Here is a 21,690-nt window from a genome sequence, read left to right as displayed (position 1 = left end):
TTATTGTAATGCAGAAAACTGAGATTGCAAGGAATTTTTTGTGATGCAGTTAAATAACATTGGCACCATGACCAACCAAACAGAACAAGGCGCGGCCGTCCTGCGCGCGATCTTGGACTTTGCGTCCAAAGCGCCGGAGGACGGCGAGGACTGGGAGTCCTGGTATGCCGCCGCCTTCGACATGCTCGGCGCGCGCGTGCGCGGCATCCTGGACGCAGCACCTGCGATTTCGATGTGCGAGGGCTACGGGCAGGCCAAGCCACTGGACGATCCGCGCCTGCAGGAGCTGTTCGGAGCGGCCATCGATGGCGCTCTCACGTCCGGCTACCAAGGCACCAGCCCGGCCCCGGCCGACCACTGGCTGGAGGCTTGGTGGCAGAAGGGTCGCAAAGTAGCGGAGCGCGAGGCGTCGGACGATGTCCTGCAGGCGTTGGAGCTGGCCCCCGACCAGTTCCGCACCGAGGGCGGATTGATCAACCGTGGCAAGCTGCGCGCGGCGATCCTGCACCCCTACAACTACCTGCCCGAGGAACACTGGCTGCAGGCGCGGTTCTCCAAGCCAGGCGGCCGGCCGCCGGCCGAAAGCGCCGGCCCGGCTTCCGATGTGCAGGCACAGGTGGNGCCCGAGGAACACTGGCTGCAGGCGCGGTTCTCCAAGCCAGGCGGCCGGCCGCCGGCCGAAAGCGCCGGCCCGGCTTCCGATGTGCAGGCACAGGTGGCGGCACTGGAGGCCGAACGCGATCACGCAGATCGCCGAGCCGGCAATGCAGAGCGCCTGCTGGAGAACTATCGCGAAACCGCCCGCCTCCGCGAGCGCTGGCTGGACGAGGCAAAGTCTCAGTGGGGCCTTAGCCGCAACGAGTCCTTCGACGTGGCCTGGGCGCAGGCTCTGGAGTTTCAGCGGCAGGCCCACCACCTTCTGGACGACTTGGTCACCCAGACGACCGACGAGCACGGCCTGATCACGTACGCCGCCAAGAACGACCAGTTGTTCAGCAACATGATCGCAGCGCTGCATCGGATCGGCGATGGCCGGCCGACTTGGCAAGGCCGAGCATTCCCATGTGCAGAGCAGTCCCATGGAAAGGGAGGTGCGTGATGGCCACGAAGCGACACTGCCCCCGGTGCGACAAGACGCGCTTGGACGACAGCCCTCGCGGCTACGTCTGGTGGCACGTCAGGGGCCTGGGCTTGATGTGCTGGCACTGCTGGGCCACCTGGGGAAGACGACAGGCCGCCACCTCTGGAGAAAAGCCATGAGCAACATCGACGCCCTGACCCCATCGGATCGCAAGCAACTGGCCGAGATCCTGAAGCGGCGCGCGAACGAGATCGCGAGTCACCACTTGGAGTACACGCGCGACAACAAGCACCACGGCAGTGTCGAGCTGGCACTGTCGCGCGAGATCGACCGCCTGCGCCGCCTGGCTGATCGCGTGGACCCGGAGGTGGAAGAAGATGACGATGCCTGACCAGACCCCCAGCATGCCGCCCCTGCCCGCTCTACTCGATGCCATCGGCATGTACGGAGCCGCCCGCGCGAGCGGCAGCGGACCAGACACCGCCGAGAGCTGGCAAAAGGTGCAGGCCGCAATCAAGAGCTACGCCCAGGCCGTGGCAGATGAGCGGGTGCGGGCCGATCGCCTGGCCGGGCCTGCCCATCACCTTCGAGGGCGTCGAGTACCGCAGCAAGGCGGATCTTGATGCCGCGATGGACGCAGCCCGTTCGACCCTCTCCCTCGGTCCGCAGGAATCCGGAGCTCGATGATGAACACCGCCTTTCTGCTGATGGCGCAGTACAACGCCCAGGCCGTGATTCCAGTGGAGGCAGTCGTGCGCGACTACTTCCCACATCTCACGGTCCCCAACTTCGTGCGGAAAGTGGCCACGGGCGACATCAAGATCCCACTCACGCGCATCGAGAGCAGCTCGCAGAAGGCCGCCCGCGGCGTTCACTTGACGGATCTGGCGGACCACATCGACGCTCGCCGTGCCGCCGCCAAGAAGGAACTGGAGCAGATGACACGGGGCTCGGTGCAACATTAGTGCAACATGGCACTACCCGAAAAACAAAAGCGCTTTGATCTCAAAGCGCTTTTTTCATTGTGTCAGTCCTATCCAGCATGGGTGCGACGCTGACGTGGAGCACGTGGTTTTTCTCAACCATCGGGGATCCAGAAATGGAGTGAAGACAGGGAAGACGGATGCCATTGTCCCTGCAGGTGCCGGGCCTCGGCCGGCGACGCGACGCCAACCTTGCCGGGCATGGCGGGTGCGGCGGCACCTACCATCGGCGCCTACCGTCGGCACGTACCGTCTGCGCCAATGAAAAACGGGTCAGGACTTGTGGCCCTGACCCGTTGATCTGCTTTTTTTTGTTCTTGGTCGGTGTGAAAGGATTCGAACCTTCGACCCCTTGCACCCCATGCAAGTGCGCTACCAGGCTGCGCCACACACCGAAGCCCATGAGTATAGCCGACTAATCATGAGACATCGGAGAGCAGCGAACGAATTTCACAAAGTTCGCGCCGCACCTGCGCCAGGCGCGCCGTGGCACCGGCCTCGTCGTCGCCGATCAGCAGGTGCTCGAATGCGTCGAAGGCGGCCTCGTCTGCAGCGGATCCGTCCCCGTCTTCCGTGCCTGTAGCCTGTGCATCGGAATCTTCCAGGCGCTCGTGCTCGGACTGCCCATGTTCCTGCAGCTTGTTGCGTGCGCCGCTGATCGTGAAACCCTGGTCGTACAACAGGTCGCGGATGCGCCTGATCATCAGCACTTCATGGTGCTGGTAATAGCGCCGGTTGCCGCGCCGCTTCATGGGGCGCAACTGCGTGAACTCTTGCTCCCAGTAGCGCAGCACATGCGGTTTGACGCCGCACAGGTCGCCGACTTCACCGATGGTGAAGTAACGCTTGGCGGGGATCGAAGGGAGGGTGTTGCCCATGAGAAGGGGACGACTGCGCGAGGGCCGCAAAGGTTACCCCAACGGCCGCCATGCGCCAAGCAACCTGGGCGCCGCAAGGCCTGCCGGCAGGGCCTTGCGCGACAACGTCAGCCCTGGATCTGGTCCTTGAGCTTGTGGCTCGCGTGGAACGTGACCACGCGACGCGCCTTGATCGGGATGGCCTCACCGGTGCGGGGGTTGCGCCCTGGCCGCGGCGCCTTCACGCGGATCTGGAAATTGCCGAAGCTGGAGATCTTCACGTCGGTGCCGTTCACGAGGCTGGTGGTCACCAGGTCGAAGAACGCGTCGATCATGTCCTTGGACTCACGCTTGTTCAGGCCGATCTGCTCGAACAGCAATTCCGCCAACTGCGCCTTCGTGAGCGCAGGCGTCTCCAGGCTTTCCACGGAAATCTTCACCGCACTCCTCCTCTCGTCGTCCACATCGTCGAAATCGTCGCGCGCCTGCATGCTGCCCTCCTCAAGTGCGAAGCCGTGCGCCAACGCGCTCGCCCAAACGGGCCAGGACGCCCTGCACGCACGACTCGATCTGTTCTTCCGCAAGTGTCGCATCTCCGCCGTTCAGCACCAGCCGCACGGCCAGGCTTTTCTCGTCGGCAGCCAGGCCGGCGGGCACGGCGGCCCCGGGCTTGGCACGGTAGACATCGAACAGCTCGGCGTGCCGCAGCATGCCGGCCGTCCCCGCGGATTGGATCGCTGCCATGAGCGCAGCGTGCGTCACCGATTCCTTGACGACCACGGCGATGTCGCGCTCGACATCCTGGAAGCGCGGCACCGGACGCGCCACGGGCACAGGCTGCGCCTGCACGGCGTCCAGTTCCAGCTCGAACAGCACCGGCGCTTGCGGCAATTCCCATGACTGGCGCCAGCGCGGGTGCAACTCGCCGACCACGCCGATGGCGCGACCGTCGAGCAGCACGCGTGCCGCGCGGCCCGGATGCAGCGCGGGATGGTCGACCGGCTCGAACACGGCATGCCGCGGCGCCAGCAAGGCTTCGACATCGCCCTTGACGTCGTAGAAGTCGACCCGCTGGCCCTTGCGCGACCAATCGATGGGCTCGGCGTCGCCAAAGGCCAGGCCCGCCACACGCATGGGCTGGTGGATGCCTTGCACAGTCGCGTCGGTCGTCGCCACCGTCGCATCGCGCACGAACACGCGGCCCACCTCGAACACGCGCACGCGGCTCGCGCGGCGGTCCAGGTTGAACTTGAGCACCTGCAGCAACGAGCCGATCAGCGAAGAGCGCATCACGCCCATGGGACTGGCGATGGGATTGAGCAGCGTGATCGGGTTGGCGTTGCCATGCAACTCGCGCTCCCAGGCAGCCTGCACGAAGCTGAAGTTGATGGTTTCCTGGTAACCCAGGGCGGCCACCCGGCGGCGCACGGCGAAGCGGCTGCTGCGCGCCTCCGGCAGCACGCGCGCGGTGATGGGCGCGAGCGGCGGCGTGGTGGGCAAGCGCTCGTAGCCGATGAGGCGCGCCACCTCTTCGATCAAGTCTTCCTCGATCTGCAGATCGAAGCGGTGCGGTGGCGGCGTCACGGTCAACACGCCGTCGCCCTCCTCCACCGGGAAGGCCAGACGCCGCAGCGCACCGGCGCAGTCGGCCTGCGTGAGCGGCATGCCGATCACGCGGGCAGCGCGGGCCACGCGCAGCTGCACGGGCTTCTGCGCGGGCAGCTGCAGCGTCTGGTCGTCGATGGGGCCCGCGTCGCCACCGCAGATCTCCAGCACCAGCTGCGTGATGCGCTCGATGGTCTGCACGGTGCGGCTCGGGTCGACGCCACGCTCGAAGCGGTGGCCCGCGTCGGTGGAAAAATTGAAGCGGCGCGAACGGCCCTGGATCGCTTCGGGCCACCAGAACGCGGCCTCGATGTAGATGTTGCGCGTGTCGTCGGACACGGCGGTGGCATCGCCACCCATGATGCCCGCCAGAGACTCGACGGTCTGTGCGTCGGCGATCACGCCGACCTTGGTGTCCAGCGTGACGGTGTTGCCGTTGAGCAGCTTGAGTTGCTCGCCCTCCCGCCCCCAGCGCACCACGAGGCCGCCGTGGATCTTGTCCAGGTCGAAGATGTGCGAGGGCTGGCCGGACTCGAACATCACGTAGTTGGAAATGTCCACGAGCGGCGACACGCTGCGCTGGCCGCAGCGCGCCAGGCGCTCGACCATCCAGGCCGGCGTGGTGGCGCGCGTGTCGACCCCGCGCACGATGCGCCCCGAGAAGCGGCCGCACAGTTCGGGCGCCTCCACGCGCACGGGCAGGCGGTCGTCGGTGCGCGGCGCAATGGCTGCGGGCTCGGCGGCGATGAGCGGGCTGCCGGTCAGGGCCGACAGTTCACGCGCCACGCCGAACACCGAGAGCCCGTGCGCCAGATTGGGCGTGAGCTTGAGCGTGAGCAGCATGTCGTCCAGGCCCAGGTGCGCACGGATGTCCTGGCCCAGTGCTGCATCGGCGGCCAGCTCAAGGAGGCCGCCATGGTCTTCGCTGAGCTTGAGTTCGCGCGCCGAGCACAGCATGCCTTGGCTCTCGACGCCGCGCAGCTTGCCAAGCTTGATGCGGAACGGCTGGCCATCCTCACCAGGCGGCAGCTCTGCGCCAACGAGCGCGCAGGGCACCTTGATGCCGACCCGCGCATTCGGCGCGCCGCAGACGATGTTCAGCAGCTGCGGCTGGCCAACATCGACCTGGCACACGCGCAGGCGGTCGGCGTTCGGGTGCTGGACGGCTTCCTTGATCTCGCCGACGACGATCTTGCTGAACGGCGGCGCGACGGGGCGGCGCTCCTCGACCTCCAGGCCGCCCATGGTCAGGGTTTCGGCCAGCTCGGCGCTGCCGATCGGCGGATTGCAGAAGGCGCGCAGCCAGGACTCTGGGAATTGCATCGTTGTTCTCGTCTATTCGGAAAGCGGCGGGATCACTGGAACTGCGACAGGAAGCGCAGGTCGCCGTCGAAGAACAGCCGCAGGTCGTTCACGCCATAGCGCAGCATGGTCAGCCTGTCCGGCCCCATGCCGAAGGCGAAGCCGATGTAGCGCTCGGGGTCCAGCCCCATGTTGCGCACCACGTTCGGGTGCACCTGGCCGGAGCCTGCAACCTCGAGCCAGCGGCCGGCCAGCGGGCCGCTCTGGAACTGGATGTCGATCTCCGCGCTGGGCTCGGTGAAGGGGAAGAAGCTCGGTCGAAAGCGCAGCACCAGGTCGTCACTCTCGAAGAAGGTGCGGCAGAAATCCGTGAACACGACCTTCAGGTCCTTGAAGCTCACGTTCTCGCCCAGCCACAGGCCTTCGCACTGGTGGAACATGGGCGAATGCGTGGCGTCGCTGTCCACACGGTAGGTACGGCCTGGCGCGATCACGCGGATCTCCGGCGCCTTGGTCTGTCCGCTCCGATCGGCTGCCGCTGCTTCGAAAGCGGCAGCATGCTTGCGGATGTGCTGATGCGCATAGCGCACCTGCATGGGGCTCGTGTGCGGGCGCAGGTTGTAGGGAATGCCGTCCTCGCCCTGCATGTCGACGTAGAACGTGTCCTGCATCGAACGCGCCGGATGGTTGGGCGGGTTGTTCAGCGAGGTGAAGCTGTGCCAGTCGCTCTCGATCTCCGGGCCATCGGCCACGTCGAAACCCATGCTTGCGAAGATGGCCTCGATGCGCTCCAGCGTGCGCGAGACCGGATGCAGGCCCCCAGTGCCCTGGTTGCGACCCGGCAGCGTCACGTCGAGTGCCTCGGCCTTGAGTTGCAGCGCCAATTCGGCATCGGCCAGCCCCTGGCGTGCGGCGCTCAAAGCCGCTTCGATCGCCTGCTTCGCCTGGTTGATGGCGGCACCGCGCGTCTTTTTCTCGTCCACGCTGAGCGAGCCCATGCCTTTCATGAGTTCGGTCAGGCGACCGGACTTGCCGAGAAAGCGCGCCTTGGCGTTTTCCAGGTCGGCTGGCGTGGTGGCAGCGGCGAAGTCCTCGCGCGCCTGCGCGACGATGGCGTCCAAATCGTTCATACGGGTTCTTGGCAAATGAAAAAGGGGCCGAGACTCCTGCTAGAAATCCCGGCCCCTGAGGTCCTGAGTGGATGAGGGTGGTGCGTGAATGCCGGTTGGCTGCCCCACCCCGTGGACTCAGGCCGCCAGCTTGGCCTTGACCTGCTCGACGATGCCGGCAAAAGCGGCCTTGTCGTGCACGGCGATGTCGGCCAGCACCTTGCGGTCGATCTCGATGGAAGCCTTCTTCAGGCCGTTGGCGAACTGGCTGTAGGTCAGGCCCAGTTCGCGTGCAGCGGCATTGATACGGGCGATCCACAGCTGACGGAACACGCGCTTGCGGGTACGACGGTCACGGTAGGCGTACTGGCCCGCCTTCATCACCGCCTGCTTGGCGATGCGGAAGACGTTACCGCGGCGACCGCGGAAACCCTTGGCGAGGGTCAGAACTTTCTTGTGACGTGCGCGGGCGGTAACACCACGTTTGACGCGAGGCATAAATTACTCCTTGTTCGTCCGTTAGATCAGATGCCGCGGCCGGGCAGCATCTGCGCCATCGAGGCCATATTGGTCTCGTGCACAGTCACCGCACCACGCAGTTGGCGCTTGTTCTTGGTGGTCTTCTTCGTCAAGATGTGACGCTTGAAGGCTTGACCGCGCTTGACGGTGCCACCGGGACGAACGCGGAAGCGTTTCTTCGCCGCGCTCTTGGTCTTCATTTTGGGCATGTTCATGCTCCTTCTTGGTTGTGCTCGTGAGGCGCCGAAAACCAATTCCGGACTTGCTGGCCCCGAGCCACTTTTGGTGCGCGGGCCTTGCAGCCCTCGCGTTCATCACCGGCAGGCGACCAACCCGCCGGTATTGAATTCTTCTTGTGCCTGCTTCAGGAAGCTGCGCTGGGCGCGGCTTCGGTCGCAGGCTTGGCCGCGGCAGGCTTCTTGCGGGCCGGCGCGATCATCATGATCATCTGACGGCCTTCCAGCTTTGGGAACTGCTCGACGATGATCAAGTCCTGCAGGTCGTTGCGGATGCGCTGCAGCAGCGCCATGCCCAACTCCTGGTGCGTGATCTCGCGGCCACGAAACCGCAGCGTGATCTTGCACTTGTCGCCATCGGCCAGGAATCGCCGGATGTTGCGCATCTTGATGTTGTAGTCGCCGTCGTCGGTACCAGGGCGGAACTTGACTTCCTTGATTTCGATGACCGTCTGCTTCGCCTTGGCGTCGGCCGCCTTCTTCTGTTCCTGGTATTTGAACTTGCCGTAGTCCATCAACCGGCAGACGGGCGGGTTCGCCGCGGCGACGACCTCGACAAGGTCCACGTCCAGTTCACCCGCCATGCGCAGCGCTTCGGCCAGACTCACGATGCCCAGGGGCTCGTTCTCGGGGCCGGACAGGCGCACTTCCGGAGCCATGATTTCCCGGTTCAGGCGGTGCTTGCGTTCTTCGCGGTGACGACGGTCACGAAATTCAGTAGCGATGGCTCAATCCTTCAACATCAAACGCTATGTTTAAAATAGCAACAGCCGTCAAGCACGTGCGGCCAAGAATGAACAAGGGGTCTTGCCTGACCCCGGATCACACCTTGGAAGCGATGTCACCGGCAAGCTTCGCTTGGAAGTCCTGTAGCGGCATCACGCCGAGGTCCAGATTGCCTCGGGCACGCACTGCGACGGCACCGGCTTCCCGTTCTTTGTCGCCCACGACAAGGATGTAAGGAAGCTTTTGCATCGAATGCTCCCGTATTTTACGGGTAATCTTCTCGTTGCGCAGATCAAGCTCCACCCTAAACCCTTGATCCAGCAGCGTTTTGGCAACAGTCCGGGCGTAGTCGGCCTGTCCATCCGTGATGTTGAGGACGGAAACCTGCTTCGGAGCGAGCCACGCAGGCAATGCGCCGGCGTGCTGTTCGATCAGGATGCCAATGAACCGCTCCAGGCTGCCAACGATCGCGCGGTGCAGCACGATGGGCCGGTGGCGCGCGCCATCCTCGCCGACGAAATCAGCGTCCAGCCGCTCGGGCAAGTTCGGATCGACCTGGATCGTGCCGCACTGCCACTGCCTGCCCAGCGCGTCCTTCAGCACGTACTCGATCTTGGGGCCGTAGAAAGCGCCCTCGCCTGGCAAGTATTCGAACGCACAGCCCGATGCCTGCAGGCCATCGGCCAGCGCGGCTTCGGCACGGTCCCAGCTTTCCTCGGTGCCGATGCGCTTTTCCGGCCGCGTCGACAGCTTGTAGAGGATCTCCGTGAAGCCGAAGTCCTTGTAGACCTTCTGCAGCAGCGTCGTGAACGCCGTCACCTCGCCCTGGATCATGTCTTCCGTGCAGAAGATGTGCCCGTCGTCCTGCGTGAAGCCCCGCACGCGCATGATGCCGTGCAGTCCACCCGTGGGCTCGTTGCGGTGGCAGTTGCCGAACTCGCCGTAGCGCAGCGGCAGATCCCGGTAGCTCTTGATGCCCTGTTTGAAGATCAGGATGTGGCCGGGGCAGTTCATCGGCTTGAGCGCGTAGTCGCGCTTCTCCGACTCTGTGACGAACATGTTCTCGCGGTACTTGTCCCAATGGCCCGTCTTTTCCCACAGTCCCTTGTCCAGGATCTGCGGGCCCTTGACCTCCTCGTAGCCGTTGTCGCGGTAGACGCGGCGCATGTACTGCTCCACCTCCTGCCACAGGGCCCAGCCCTTGGGATGCCAGAACACCATGCCTGGGGCATGGTCGTCGATGTGGAAAAGATCGAGCTCGCGGCCCAGCTTGCGGTGGTCGCGCTTCTCGGCCTCCTCGAGCATCGTGAGGTATTGCTGCAGTTCGTCTTTCGTGGCCCAGGCCGTGCCGTAGATGCGCTGCAGCATCTCGTTGCGGTGGTCGCCGCGCCAATAGGCACCAGCGACCTTCATGAGCTTGAAGAAGCGCAGCTTGCCCGTGCTGGGCACGTGCGGCCCGCGGCACAGGTCCTCGAAATGCCCCTCACGGTACAGCGACACGTCTTCGTTGGCCGGGATGCTGGCGATGATCTCGGCCTTGTAGTGCTCGCCCAGGCTCTTGAAGTGCGCCACGGCCTCGTCGCGTGGCAGCACACGGCGCGTCACGGTCTCGTCCTTGGCAGCCAGTTCCCCCATCTTCTTCTCGATGGCGAGCAAATCCTCCGGCGTGAAGGGACGCTTGTAGGAGAAGTCGTAGTAGAAGCCGTTCTCGATGACCGGGCCGATGGTGACCTGGGCCTCCGGGAACAACTCCTTGACGGCATAGGCCAGCAAGTGGGCCGTCGAATGGCGGATCACGTCCAGGCCATCGGCGTCCTTGGCCGTCACGATGGACAGCGGGCTGTCCGCCGTGATCTGGTAGCTGGTGTCGACGACCTTGCCGTCGATCTTGCCGGCCAGGGCCGCCTTGGCCAGGCCGGCGCCGATCGACGCTGCAACTTCGGCCACCGTGACGGGACCGGGAAATTCGCGCCGCGAACCGTCGGGAAGCGTGATGTGGATCATGGGTTCAATGCTCATCGGGGTGGTGAGGGATGCGCCAACAAAAAAGCGCGGAACGAGTCCGCGCTTTTCTGGTGGAGATGCAGGCAGGCAGACGCGAACGGTCGGCCCTAACGTCCAGTGGACGGGCCGGTGGAGGTCTCCGTCGTAGTTCGCGGTGTCATAACCAGCATGCCTTTCTCGCCCTTGTTCGTGGAAGCAAAGCGCGCATTCTAGCGGCCCGAACGTCAAAAAAACCCCGGCAGTTTCCTGCCGGGGCCTAGTCTCCGGACCTTACCGGAATCAGTGGAACTGCTCTTCCTCGGTCGAGCCGGTCAGCGCCTTGACGCTGGACGAGCCACCCTGAATCACGGTGGTCACGTCGTCGAAGTAGCCGGCGCCGACTTCCTGCTGGTGCGACACGAAGGTGTAGCCCTGTTCGCGCGCAGCGAACTCCGGCTCCTGCACCATCTCGACGTAGTGCTTCATGCCTTCACCGCGCGCGTAGGCGTGGGCGAACTTGAACGTGTTGTACCAGTTGACGTGGATGCCAGCCAGCGTGATGAACTGGTACTTGTAGCCCAGCGCAGACAGCTCGTCCTGGAACTTGGCAATCGTCTTGTCGTCCAGGTTCTTCCTCCAGTTGAACGACGGCGAGCAGTTGTACGACAGCAGCTTGCCCGGGCTCTTGGCATGCACGGCCTGCGCGAACTCGCGAGCGAAGCCCAGGTCCGGGGTGCCGGTCTCGCACCACACCAGGTCGGCATAGGGTGCGTAGGCCACGCCGCGGCTGATGGCTTGCTCCAGGCCGTTCTTGACGCGGTAGAAGCCCTCTTGCGTGCGTTCGCCGGTCAGGAATGGCTTGTCGTTGGCATCGTGGTCGGAGGTGATCAGGTTCGCCGCTTCTGCATCGGTGCGCGCCAGCACGATGGTGGAAACGCCCATCACGTCGGCAGCGAAGCGCGCCGCGATCAGCTTCTCGCAAGCTTCATGCGTGGGAACCAGCACCTTGCCACCCATGTGGCCGCACTTCTTGACGGCCGCCAGCTGGTCTTCGAAGTGCACGCCCGCGGCGCCGGCCGCAATCATGTTCTTCATGAGTTCGAACGCGTTCAGCACGCCGCCGAAGCCGGCTTCGGCATCGGCCACGATGGGCAGGAAGTAGTCGATGAAGTCCTTGTTGCCCGGCTCGATGCCACGGCCCCACTGGATTTCGTCGGCGCGCTTGAAGGTGTTGTTGATGCGGCGAACCATGGTCGGCACGGAGTCGTATGCGTACAGCGACTGGTCGGGGTACATGGTCTCGGAGGTGTTGCCGTCCGCGGCCACCTGCCAGCCCGACAGGTACACAGCCTCCAGGCCCGCCTTGGCCTGTTGCATGGCCTGGCCAGCGGAGATGGCGCCGAATGCGTTCACGTAGCCCTTCTTGGCGCCACCGTTGATCTTTTCCCACAGCTTGTCGGCACCGCGCTTGGCCAGCGTGTACTCGATGGGCAGCGAACCGCGCAGGCGAACCACGTCGGCTGCGCTGTAGCCGCGCTTGACACCCTTCCAGCGCGGATTGGTCGCCCAGTCTTTTTCGAGGGCAGCGATCTGCTGGTCACGGCTGAGTTGTTCGGTCAGGGATTGGGGCATGGGATCTCTCCGGAGCGTTGATGGGATGAGCAGATTCTATGTCTTATATAAGACACGTTTTTCTCATATGTCTTATATAAGACATAAATTAAATAGATAAAAATCAATGGCTTATCTATGACATCCCACATTAAAAAATTTAAATCTCCATTGCAAAAGCATCTCCGAAACTGCACGGCTTAAATTTTTCGTATTGCGGAATAAGGTTTTTGATCGTGCACTGCAGCAATTTACGGCCACCCTGCCCCATCCCGCATCAGCGCGCAGTCGCCCCGCGCGCCACCGTGCACCTGGATCACGAGCGGGCAAGGCGCAAGCGTGAGGTCACCAGCGCGGCGCGTAAGACATGATGCGCGGCTTGCCCAAAAAGATGAGGAGCCCTGTGAACACCATGCCGAGCCGCCTGGCCGCCAGCGCTTGCCTTGCCGCCAGCATGGCGTTGGTTGGCAGCTATGTCGCGCTGTCCAAGCCGCTGGCAGCGGCATTCCCGGTGCTGCTGCTGGCATGGCTGCGCTTCGGCATCGCTGCCGTGGCCATGCTGCCGTGGCTGCGCAAGCCTGCCCACGAACCGTCCATGCCGCGCAGCGTCCGCCGCCTCGTGTTCCTGGAATCCTTCCTCGGCAACTTCCTGTTCTCGATCTGCATGATCTACGGCGTCAGCATGACCAGCGCCGTGTCGGCAGGTGTGGTCATGGCGGCCATTCCAGCCGCCGTGGCCATTGCCAGTTGGCTGCTCTTGCGCGAACGCGTGACCAGCCGCGCCTGGGCGGCCGTCGCCTGCGCCGTGGTCGGCATCGGCCTGCTCGGCATCGCCAGGCCCGGCCATGGCGCACCGGGCAGCAGCGCCCAAGGCAACGCGCTGTGGGGCCACCTGCTGCTGTTCGCCGCCGTGCTGTGCGAAGCCGCCTACGCCGTCATCGGCAAGAAGCTCACCGGCAGCCTCGGGCCCAAGCGCATCAGTGCGCTGATCAACCTCTGGGGGCTGGTGCTGGCGACGCCGTTCGGGCTGCACCTGGCCGCGCAATTCGACTTTGGCGCCATCGACGCCGGGCTGTGGGTTTTGCTGGTGTTCTATGCGTTGGCTGCCAGCATCTGGACGGTGTGGCTCTGGATGACGGGCCTGCGTGCCATCCCCGCGGCGCAGGCGGGCGTGTTCAGCGTGCTGCTGCCCGTGAGCGCTGCGTTGACCGGCGTGCTGGCACTCGGCGAGAGCATGGGCGCACTGGAGGTGCTGGCCCTGCTGATCGCCCTGGCCGGCGTGGCCCTCGCCACCCTGCCAAGCCGCACGGTCAACGATCTTTGAGTCGGTGCGCCGCCGGGCGCACGTTCTCCTGCCGCGCGGGCAGCACCGGCGCATGCTCGCGCGGTGCGTTCAGCACGATGGACGTGGACGTGTCTGCCAGCACGCAGAACTTGCTGACCACCGCATCGAGATGCGGCACATCGATCACCGCGATCTCGAGCACCCAGCTGTCTTCACCGGTCACGTTGAAGGCATTGATGACTTCGGGCGTCTGCTCGACGAGCTTGACCACACGCGCGTACTCGGCGCGCCCGACCCGCACGAGTGCACGGATACCGTAGCCAAGACGCGACAGATCGACCTCTGCGCGATAGGCCTTGATGACACCGGCGATCTCGAGCTTTCGCACACGTTCTGTCACCGCCGGCTGGCTCAGATGCACCCTGCGGCCAAGCTCTGCCATGGTCATTCGGGCATCCCCCTGCAGCTCCGCAAGGATCTTGTCGTCATAGGCGTCGAGGGCGTGGGCTTCAGCAAGCATCAACAATTCTTTCTGAAATTCAAGTAGAAGACAATATTACTTATCTAAAATTAAATCATCGGCGGATTTTCATTCCGCGACCAAAATCGCACCGGCATCGTTCCCCAACTGTGCAACTGCGGTGCTGCGCAACCACCGACGGAACGCTGGGCCAGCACCTTGCGGCACATGCTGCAACACATGGTCCAGATGGCCCGCGCGTGCCGCCACATCCAGGCAAGAAATCCGCGCCGCGCAGAGCGAAAAAGCCTTCTTCTCTCTTGGAAAGGCGTTTCTTCTCCATTAGCATCCGCTCTGCCAGTGAGGAAGGTTTTTTTCGCTGGTGACAACGCAACACCAAAAAGGAATCTCAATCATGGCAACTGCGAAGAAAGCGCCCGCGAAAAAAGCGGCTCCGGCAAAGGCAGCTCCGGCTGCTGCGAAGAAGGCTCCGGCGGCGAAGACGGCCGCTGCACCTGCAAAGAAGGCTGCGGCTCCGGCCAAGAAGGCCGCCGCACCCGCCAAGAAGGCCGCTCCGGCCAAGAAAGCTGCAGCACCCGCCAAGAAGCGCGCCGTCAACGCCGCCTTCATGAAGGCCCTGACGCCCAGCGCCGAGCTGGCTGCGGTGGTCGGCGCAACGCCGGTGCCCCGCACCGAGGTGGTCAGCAAGCTGTGGGTCTACATCAAGAAGAACAAGCTGCAGGACGCAGTCAACAAGCGCATGATCAACGCCGACGCCAAGCTGAAGGAAGTCTTCGGCAAGGCCCAGGTGTCCATGTTCGAAATGGCTGGCCTGATCGGCAAGCACCTCAAGTAAGACGGTCTGCCGCCTTGCGCAAAGGCCGGCACTGCCGCAATGCCATTCAGTGGAGCCCAGGCAAGCTGAAGGCCTCTAACAAGGGAACGTGTTCACCACGTTCCCTTTTTTCTTTGGTCTGGCCTGCCGCAAACCACCCGCCATGAGACCTTGCCCGAGCTGCCCGCGGGCGGCATGGCTGCTCTGAACGCACTGATCGACCCCGCCTGGATGGAGCAGGCACTGCAAGCCACTGGCAAGGCGTCGGTCCGGCGGTGCAAGGCGCCGGCCGAACATGCCGTGTGGCTGGTGATCGGGCTGGCCTTGTTCCGCCAGATGGCGCCGTCGCAGGTGGTGCACGAGATGGCGCCGACCTTGGATGGGCAAGCGCTGCCCGTCCCCAGTGCCAGCGTACGGACAAGGCCGCACCACACGCAGCAAGTTCCCGCCAAAGAAGATGCCAGCCGGGCTTGTCGCCGAAGACGACGCTTTCGGCGCCCGATGCGCTGCGTCCTGAACGGCTGGCTGCACGCACGCTCTCTCCAGCGGTCAGCAACACCCCCTGCCAAAGCACCTCAGGACAGCACAGTCGACGCGGCAGCGCGACGCAGCGCATGGGCAACAGCCAGCACGCGCCGATCCTCTGCATCGCCGCTGCGGGCGACCAGGGCGATCTGGCGTGACGGCGCGTGCGGGCCGAGTTCGACCAGTCGCACGGCGTACGACGCCAGCATGGTGGCGCGCGGGCGCGGCACCACCGACACCCCCAGGCCCTCGGCCACCATGGCCATGATCGCGTCGGTTGACGTGATCTCGAAGCCCGGCTTCGGGCTGGCACAGATGCGCCGCACGTAGGCAGCGGCGATGCGGCCACCGGTGAGCTTGGTGTCGTAGCGGATCCACGGAAGGCGTTCGAGCAGCTGCGCCGGCGTACCGTCCGGGCTGCCGCCGAGCGACAAGGGCGGTGCCAGCAGCACGAACGACTCGCGCATGAGGTCGCACCAGTGCAGGCGGGTCGACCCCCCCGACTGCGGCCGAACGGCCACTGCAGCGTCGATGCGCCCGGCCTTGACCGAGTCCACCAGCGCGCCCGACACATCCAGGCTCATCCGCACCGCCAACGCTGGATGCTCGGCCTGCAACAGGCGCAGGGTCCGAGGCAGCACGCTCTTCTCGATGCTGGCGATGACGCCGAGCCGAACAATGCCGGTCGCCGACAGCGCACGTGGGTTGCGCAACCCATCGATCAGCGCCATCGACTGCGCGAGAGGCAGGGCGGACGCGAGTGCGAAGGGCGTCGGCAGCGCCGTGCGGGTGGAGCGGTCGAAAAGGATCTGGCCGAAGTACTCCTCGAGTTGCTTCATCTGCAGGCTCACCGCACTCGGCGTGAGGTTGAGCTGCTTCGCGGCGCCTGCGAAGCTGCCGGTGGCAAGCACAGCCTGGAAGCTGCGGAGCGTTTCGATCTTCATCGCCGAATCATAAGAAAAACTCACTTCCCCGTTGACGAAACGTCGTTTTGCTTTTGGTTGAAGGGCATCGATATTGCATGGACGCTGCTTTCCAACTTCACCGAAGCTTTGAAAGGCCCTCCATGCGCCGCAGACAGTTCCATCGCTATTTCTCCCTTGCCGCCCCCGCCGCCCTGCTGGCCGTCGGCGGCATGCCGGCCCATGCCGCCGACCCGTGGCCAAGCAAGCCGATCCGCCTCGTGGTGCCGTTCGCGCCTGGCGGCAGCAACGATGTCATCGCGCGTCGGCTGGCCATGCAGCTGTCGACATCGCTGGGCCAGTCGGTTGTCGTCGACAACCGCGCCGGCGGCGGCAGCACCGTCGGCTCGAACGTGGTCGCGACCGCGCCGGCCGATGGCTACACGCTGCTTTTCGTCTCCGGTTCGCTCGCCACCACGGCGGCGGTGCAGAAGACGCCGTACGACCCGCTCACGGCCTTCGTGCCGATCTCGCGCGTAGCAAGCGCACCCTTCGTCGTGCTCACGCGCGACGGCTTCCCGGCCAAGACCATGGGCGAGTTCATCGCCTATGCCAAGGCGAACCCCGGCAAGATCAACTACGGCAGCGCCGGGCTGGGCGACAGCACCCAGCTCGCCACAGAGCTGCTCAGCAACGTGGCCGGCCTGAAGATGGAACCGGTCGGCTACAAGGGCATCTCACCGGCCCAGATGGACCTCATCGCCGGCCGCCTGGACGTCGTGATCACCACCATCGCCTCGATCCGCGGCACGCCCGCCGAGAAGCTGCCAATGCTGGCCTTCACCAGCGAGAAGCGCAACGCCGACTACCCGCAGGTGCCGACCGTGAAGGAAGCGACGGGGCTGGCCTACGTGGTCGACGTCTGGTGGGGCGCCTTCGGCCCCAAGGGCATGCCCACCGCGATCCGGGACCGCCTGAACAAGGAAATCGGCGTCGCCGTGGCACAGCCGGAATTCGCGACCTTCCTCAAGTCCGCCGGCGCGGCGGCCGACCCTTCGACCCCGGACGTTCTGCAACAGCTTCTCGTGACCGATGTGCAGCGCTGGACCGACACCGCCCGGCGCGCCGGCATCACACCGCAATAAGGAAAGACATTGACCACGAAAATCCCGCCTCCCCTCCCCTCGCTCGCCGCCACTGACGCGCCCGCCGGCCCGCTCTGCGGCGTGCGCGTGCTCGATCTCAGCGCCTACATCGCGGGCCCCTATGGCTGCACGCTGCTGGCCGACCAGGGCGCCGAGGTCGTCAAGATCGAGCCGCCGGGCGGCGACAACCTTCGGCACTACCCCTCGACGCTGGCGGCCGAAGGGCGTGCCTTCGTCGGCGTGAACCGCGGCAAGCTGGGTCTGGCGATCGACCTGAAGAAGCCGGAAGGCCGGGCCGTGCTCGAACGCCTGCTGGGCGAAGCGGATGTGTTGGTGCACAACTTCCGCCCGGGCGTGCCGGAGCGCCTGGGCGTCGACTGGCCGACGCTGCACAAGGCCCATCCCCGGCTCGTCTGCTGCGCGCTGACGGGTTATGGCGACCATGGCCCCGCGAGCAGCAAGGCCGGCTACGACCAGGTGCTGCAGACCCTGACCGGCATCTGCGCGATGCAGGGCACGGCCGATGCGCCGCAGATCGTCTATGGCTCGGTGGTCGATTACTACGCGGCATCGCTGCTGGCCGCGGGCATCGCGTCGGCGCTGTTCCAGCGGGAGCGAACCGGCACCGGGCAATATGTCGCCGTGTCGCTGCTGCGCAGCGCACTGGCGATGCAGTCTGCACGCATGGTGTGGGCCGAAGGCGAGCCCCGGGACATCAGCCGCGACATGCGCTCCGGCGGCATCACCGGGCTGCATCCGACCCGGCAGGGCAGCCTGTACCTCTCCGCGAACACGCCCCATTTCTGGGCGGCGCTGTGCGAACTCACCGGGCTGCCCGAACTTGCCGCCGACCCGCGCTACGCCAGCGTGCGGCTGCGGGCGCAACATGCCGACGAGCTCGTCCCGCGGCTGCGCGAAGCGCTTGCGGCGCGCACCGCAATCGAATGGGAAGCCCTCTTCGGCGAGCGCGTCCCGTGCGCGGCGGCGCGCACCATCGAGGACATGTTCGACCACCCGCAGGTCCAGGCCGAGCACATGGTCGAGACCTTCGCGCATCCGCTCCTCGGGCGCTACCGCGGCCTGACGCGCGCGATCCGTTTCGGCGGTGCCGAGCCGCCGGCACCCCGCGCTGCACCCGTACTCGGCGAGCACGCCGAGCAACTGCTCGGGCGCCATGGCTACAGCGCCGACGACATCGCAGGGCTGCGCGCGGCCGGGGTGCTGGGATGAACAAGCCGCCTGTGCCCACTGCCGGTCCGGCGGACCTCGACGCCATGCAGGCGGCGCTCGCCGGGACGGCCGAGCGCCTGCACCACATCGTCTCGCGCACCGAGAGCGTGCGCATTGCCGCCGAGGTGCTGCGCCTGAACGATGCGGTACAGACCGCCGTCGAACCGCACCTGCCCTGCAGCGATCCGCCCGGCGCCTACCTGCACGCCCTGGTGGCCCTGGCGGACTCGACCAACGGGGTGGCGGCATGAGTGCCGATGCCCTCCTAGATGCGCCGTTGACCGACGCCGCCGCCGGATTGCGCGCGGGCGCGGTGACATCCGAACAGCTCACACGCGCGGCACTGCAGCGCGCCGACGCCGGACAGGCACGCGTCAACGCCTTCGTGCGCATGCGTGCCGACCAAGCACTGGCCGAGGCCCGGGCGCTCGACCGCGAAGCCATGGCCGGCCGATGGCGCGGGCCGCTGCACGGCATCCCGCTCGCGCACAAGGACTGCTTCGAACGCCCTGGCGAGACCATCACCCTCGGTTCGCGCATGCCTGGCCTCATGCCAGGCCAGCGGCGCGCCGAAACACTTGAGCGCCTGGCCGCGGCCGGCGCCGTCGACATCGGCGCGCTCCACCTCAGCGAGATGGTGGCCGGACCGACCGGCCAGAACCCGCACTTCGGCGATTGCCGGAATGCCTGGGATCCGGATCGCATTTCCGGTGGCTCGTCGAGCGGCTCGGGCTCCGCCGTCGCCGCCGGCATCGTGCATGGCTCGCTCGGCTCCGACGCCGGCGGATCCATCCGGCTGCCGTCGTCCATGCACGGGCTGTTCGGGCTCAAGCCGACCTATGGACGCGTCTCGCGCAGCGGCTGCTTCCCGCGTGCCTTCTCGCTGGAATGCGTCGGCCCGCTCGCCCGCACTGCACGCGACTGCGCGCTGCTGCTGCAGGCGATCGCGGGCCACGACATCGCCGACGCGACCAGCCTGCCCGCGCCGGTTCCCGACTACCTGGCCGCACTGCCCGGCGCGGCCCAAGGCAGCCGCATCGGCGTGCTGGTGACCGAGCGCGTTGCCCTGCATCCCGAGGTCGAAGCGGCGTTCGCGCATGCGGTCGGCGTCGCCTCGGCGCGCTATGGCGCCGCGCCGTGCGTGGCCTTCGAGACGCTCGATGCCTGCTATGCCATGGCCGATGTCTTCTCCAAGGTCGAGGCCGCGACCTTGCACGGTCCCTGGATGCGCGCACATCCCCAGGCCTATTCGCAGGCGGTCTATTCGCGGACCGAGCCCGGCCTCCATGTGCCGGCCGTGCGCTATCTCGAAGCCCTGACCGTGCGGGCGCGCGTCCTGGCGGACTTCGTCCGCGGTCCGCTCGGTCAGGCCGACGTGCTGATGCTGCCCACCATGCCGGTGCTGGTGCCAACGCGTGCCGAAGCCGACGTCGAAGCCCCGGGCCGCGTCTTCGGCGTCGTCGCATCGCTCACGGCGCTGACACGCCCCTTCAACTACCTCGGCGTGCCGGTACTGAACATGCCGATCGGGCTCGACAGCAATGGCATGCCCATCGGCATGCAGTTGGTCGGACGCCCGCTCGGCGAGGCGCGGCTGCTGGCGATGGCCGAGGCGCTGTCGGCCGACCTCGGCTGGACGCCTCTAACGCAGCGCCGACCCACAAACCCGAACCTCCCATGAACACGCCCTCCACACCCTCGCCCGCCGCCCTGCCCTGGGCCGACTACCTTTCCGAAACCGACCGCACCGTGCTCGCACGCGGCAAGTTCGGGCGCCGCATGGGCTTCGGCGAACGCACTGCCGTGGTCGTGATCGACGCGCAGAAGTACATGGTCGGCGAGTCCGGCCGCGATGCCGAATGGCCGTCGAGTTGCGGCGACATCGGCCGCCGGTCGGTCGCCGCCATCGCGACACTGGTCCGCGCCGCGCAGGACGCTGGCGTCCCGTGCTTCTTCACCCGCTTCGAACTCGCGGCCGACGGCGCCGACATCGGCGTCTATCGCCGCAAGCGCGACCTGCTGCAAAGCCCGCACTGGTGCCTCGAAGGCACGGTCGGTGCCGAACTGGTGCCCGAACTCTCGCCGGCCCCTGGCGACGTGGTGTTCGTGAAGAAGAAGCCGAGCGGCTTCCACGGCACGCCGCTGCTCGGCTACCTGGTGGAGCGCGGCATCGACACGGTGGTCATCGTCGGCGGCGCGACCAGCAACTGCATCCGCGCCACCGTGTTCGATGCCGCGTCATACAACTTCCGGGCCATCGTCCCGCACGAGGCGGTGTTCGACCGCATCCCGGTCTCGCATGCGATCTCGCTGTTCGACATGGACCGGCAGTTCGCCGACGTCGTGCCGATGGCCGATGTGCTGGCGCATTTCGCCCAACCCAGGAAGGGCCGCACATGCTGATGCGCAGCAAGCTGTTCGTGCCCGCGTCCCGCCCCGAGCTGTTCGCCAAGGCGATGGCCAGCCAAACCGACGTGGTGTCCTTCGATCTCGAGGATGCGGTCGAACCCGCCAGCAAGGACCGCGCGCGCGCGGCACTGGCGGCCTTCCTGGCCGACACACCGCGCTGGCAGGGGCGCGGAAAAGGCATCGTGGTGCGGGTCAACGCCGTGGACACGCCGGACTTCGAAACCGACATCGGCGTCGTGGTGCGCGCCGGTGTCGACGTCGTCAACCTTCCGATGCTCGACGGCCCCGATGCCGTCAGGCATGCGGTGGCGGCCATTGCGCGCCACGAGGCGGAACGCGGCCTCGAACGGCCGATCTCCATCCTGGCCAACATCGAATCGCCACGCGGCGTGCGGCGAGCGGTCGAGATCGCCGCGGCGCATCCGCGTGTGATCGGCCTGCAGATCGGCTATGGCGACCTGCTGGCACCCCTGGGCATCGTGCAGGGCGAACCCGCTGCGGTGCAGGCCGTTCGCTTCGCCGTGCGCCTGGCTGCGGGCGAAGCCGGCGTGGCGGCGTACGACGGTGCCTATGTCGACGTCGCGAACCCGGACGGCTACCTGGCGGATGCACAAGCGGCACGCCGGCTCGGCTTTGCCGGCAAGAGTTGCATCCACCCCAGCCAGATCGCGCTGGCGAACCAGGCCTTCCGCCCGACGGCTGCGGACATCGCACATGCGGTGAAGGTGGTGGAGGCAACCCGTGCTTCGCTGTCCAACGGCATGGGCGCCTTCCTGGTCGATGGAAAGTTGGTGGACGGCCCTTTCATCGCGCACGCGACCCAGACGGTTGCGGCGGCCGAACGGCTCGGGCTGCTGCCGGTCTGATCTCCGCGAGCCAATGGCGTC

General features: G+C 65.9%; 22 protein-coding genes, 1 tRNA gene and 1 pseudogene. 12 read left to right on the top strand and 12 right to left on the bottom strand.

Annotated features, from left to right (window positions below; genetic code table 11):
- Positions 1–1,256 precede the first annotated feature (1,256 nt).
- The 3 genes from ASF44_RS26830 to ASF44_RS26825 all read left to right on the top strand — a co-directional run bounded on the left by ASF44_RS26830 (position 1,257) and on the right by ASF44_RS26825 (position 2,046).
- Complete coding sequence (locus ASF44_RS26830) at positions 1,257–1,472, top strand: hypothetical protein (RefSeq protein ID WP_056902322.1); 216 nt, start codon at positions 1,257–1,259, stop codon at positions 1,470–1,472.
- Entirely contained in the window at positions 1,465–1,704 is a 240-nt protein-coding gene (locus ASF44_RS32200) for a hypothetical protein (protein WP_156374718.1), read from the top strand. Before ASF44_RS26830 ends, ASF44_RS32200 begins: the two co-directional genes overlap by 8 nt.
- A gap of 63 nt (positions 1,705–1,767) precedes the next feature.
- Positions 1,768–2,046 (top strand): pyocin activator PrtN family protein, encoded by a 279-nt coding sequence (locus ASF44_RS26825; protein ID WP_056902321.1) that lies wholly within the window; start codon positions 1,768–1,770, stop codon positions 2,044–2,046.
- A gap of 336 nt (positions 2,047–2,382) precedes the next feature.
- On the opposite strand, the gene ASF44_RS26820 is transcribed toward ASF44_RS26825, so the two are convergent.
- The 10 genes from ASF44_RS26820 to aceA all read right to left on the bottom strand — a co-directional run bounded on the left by ASF44_RS26820 (position 2,383) and on the right by aceA (position 12,033).
- Positions 2,383–2,459 (bottom strand) — tRNA-Pro (locus tag ASF44_RS26820).
- A 24-nt stretch (positions 2,460–2,483) separates the two neighbouring features.
- Positions 2,484–2,942: a MerR family transcriptional regulator gene (locus ASF44_RS26815; RefSeq protein WP_056902320.1), complete on the bottom strand. Its 459-nt coding sequence runs from the start codon at positions 2,940–2,942 to the stop codon at positions 2,484–2,486.
- Between the two features lie 107 nt (positions 2,943–3,049).
- Positions 3,050–3,412 carry an integration host factor subunit alpha gene (locus tag ASF44_RS26810; protein ID WP_056902319.1) on the bottom strand — a complete coding sequence of 121 codons (363 nt, stop codon included), beginning with the start codon at positions 3,410–3,412 and terminating at the stop codon, positions 3,050–3,052.
- 10 nt (positions 3,413–3,422) lie between these two features.
- Positions 3,423–5,849: a phenylalanine--tRNA ligase subunit beta gene (gene pheT, locus ASF44_RS26805; RefSeq protein WP_056902318.1), complete on the bottom strand. Its 2,427-nt coding sequence runs from the start codon at positions 5,847–5,849 to the stop codon at positions 3,423–3,425.
- A gap of 32 nt (positions 5,850–5,881) precedes the next feature.
- Positions 5,882–6,958, bottom strand: a complete 1,077-nt coding sequence (gene pheS, locus ASF44_RS26800) for a phenylalanine--tRNA ligase subunit alpha (RefSeq protein WP_056902317.1) — start codon at positions 6,956–6,958, stop codon at positions 5,882–5,884.
- A gap of 117 nt (positions 6,959–7,075) precedes the next feature.
- Positions 7,076–7,435 (bottom strand): 50S ribosomal protein L20, encoded by a 360-nt coding sequence (gene rplT / locus ASF44_RS26795; RefSeq protein ID WP_056902316.1) that lies wholly within the window; start codon positions 7,433–7,435, stop codon positions 7,076–7,078.
- Positions 7,436–7,461: 26 nt separating this feature from the next.
- A complete protein-coding gene (gene rpmI, locus ASF44_RS26790) occupies positions 7,462–7,665 on the bottom strand; it encodes a 50S ribosomal protein L35 (RefSeq protein WP_056661607.1) in 204 nt (67 codons plus the stop codon).
- Between the two features lie 155 nt (positions 7,666–7,820).
- On the bottom strand, positions 7,821–8,417 hold the full coding sequence (infC, locus tag ASF44_RS26785; RefSeq protein WP_082525069.1) for a translation initiation factor IF-3: 597 nt from the start codon (positions 8,415–8,417) through the stop codon (positions 7,821–7,823).
- Between the two features lie 97 nt (positions 8,418–8,514).
- Positions 8,515–10,422 carry a threonine--tRNA ligase gene (gene thrS, locus ASF44_RS26780; RefSeq protein ID WP_056902314.1) on the bottom strand — a complete coding sequence of 636 codons (1,908 nt, stop codon included), beginning with the start codon at positions 10,420–10,422 and terminating at the stop codon, positions 8,515–8,517.
- A 279-nt stretch (positions 10,423–10,701) separates the two neighbouring features.
- A complete protein-coding gene (gene aceA / locus ASF44_RS26775; protein ID WP_056902313.1) occupies positions 10,702–12,033 on the bottom strand; it encodes an isocitrate lyase in 1,332 nt (443 codons plus the stop codon).
- 391 nt (positions 12,034–12,424) lie between these two features.
- On the opposite strand from aceA, the gene ASF44_RS26770 reads away from it, so the two are divergent.
- Positions 12,425–13,336: a DMT family transporter gene (locus ASF44_RS26770; protein ID WP_082525077.1), complete on the top strand. Its 912-nt coding sequence runs from the start codon at positions 12,425–12,427 to the stop codon at positions 13,334–13,336.
- On the opposite strand, the gene ASF44_RS26765 is transcribed toward ASF44_RS26770, so the two are convergent.
- Positions 13,323–13,817 (bottom strand): Lrp/AsnC family transcriptional regulator, encoded by a 495-nt coding sequence (locus ASF44_RS26765; protein WP_056902311.1) that lies wholly within the window; start codon positions 13,815–13,817, stop codon positions 13,323–13,325. The genes ASF44_RS26770 and ASF44_RS26765 overlap by 14 nt on opposite strands.
- 355 nt (positions 13,818–14,172) lie before the next feature.
- On the opposite strand from ASF44_RS26765, the gene ASF44_RS31330 reads away from it, so the two are divergent.
- Positions 14,173–14,613 (top strand): SWIB/MDM2 domain-containing protein, encoded by a 441-nt coding sequence (locus ASF44_RS31330; protein ID WP_082525068.1) that lies wholly within the window; start codon positions 14,173–14,175, stop codon positions 14,611–14,613.
- A 174-nt stretch (positions 14,614–14,787) separates the two neighbouring features.
- A pseudogene (locus tag ASF44_RS33130) lies at positions 14,788–14,991 on the top strand (transposase domain-containing protein); the annotation flags it as partial.
- Positions 14,992–15,167: 176 nt separating this feature from the next.
- Here ASF44_RS33130 and ASF44_RS26755 read toward each other — a convergent pair.
- Entirely contained in the window at positions 15,168–16,061 is an 894-nt protein-coding gene (locus tag ASF44_RS26755; protein ID WP_056902309.1) for a LysR family transcriptional regulator, read from the bottom strand.
- A 122-nt stretch (positions 16,062–16,183) separates the two neighbouring features.
- Here ASF44_RS26755 and ASF44_RS26750 point away from each other — a divergent pair, with 122 nt between their 5' ends.
- Genes ASF44_RS26750 through ASF44_RS26725 form a run of 6 tightly spaced genes read left to right on the top strand, consistent with a single transcriptional unit; the run spans position 16,184 to position 21,669 of the window.
- Complete coding sequence (locus ASF44_RS26750; protein ID WP_056902308.1) at positions 16,184–17,164, top strand: tripartite tricarboxylate transporter substrate binding protein; 981 nt, start codon at positions 16,184–16,186, stop codon at positions 17,162–17,164.
- A 9-nt stretch (positions 17,165–17,173) separates the two neighbouring features.
- The gene (locus ASF44_RS26745) at positions 17,174–18,394 is read left to right on the top strand and encodes a CaiB/BaiF CoA-transferase family protein (protein WP_082525066.1); all 1,221 of its coding nucleotides are present in this window, start codon (positions 17,174–17,176) and stop codon (positions 18,392–18,394) included.
- On the top strand, positions 18,391–18,645 hold the full coding sequence (locus ASF44_RS32445; RefSeq protein WP_056902307.1) for a hypothetical protein: 255 nt from the start codon (positions 18,391–18,393) through the stop codon (positions 18,643–18,645). The genes ASF44_RS26745 and ASF44_RS32445 overlap by 4 nt, the downstream gene beginning before the upstream one ends.
- Positions 18,642–20,075: an amidase gene (locus ASF44_RS26735; protein WP_162243875.1), complete on the top strand. Its 1,434-nt coding sequence runs from the start codon at positions 18,642–18,644 to the stop codon at positions 20,073–20,075. The genes ASF44_RS32445 and ASF44_RS26735 overlap by 4 nt, the downstream gene beginning before the upstream one ends.
- Entirely contained in the window at positions 20,072–20,797 is a 726-nt protein-coding gene (locus ASF44_RS26730; protein ID WP_056902305.1) for a cysteine hydrolase family protein, read from the top strand. The genes ASF44_RS26735 and ASF44_RS26730 overlap by 4 nt, the downstream gene beginning before the upstream one ends.
- Positions 20,797–21,669 (top strand): CoA ester lyase, encoded by an 873-nt coding sequence (locus ASF44_RS26725; RefSeq protein WP_056902347.1) that lies wholly within the window; start codon positions 20,797–20,799, stop codon positions 21,667–21,669. Before ASF44_RS26730 ends, ASF44_RS26725 begins: the two co-directional genes overlap by 1 nt.
- Positions 21,670–21,690 lie beyond the last annotated feature (21 nt).

Origin of the sequence: Pseudorhodoferax sp. Leaf274, assembly GCF_001422445.1 — a bacterium.
Lineage (GTDB): Bacteria > Pseudomonadota > Gammaproteobacteria > Burkholderiales > Burkholderiaceae_C > Pseudorhodoferax.
Note: the sequence above shows the minus strand (reverse complement) of the source record. Positions and strands in the feature narration are given on the sequence as shown.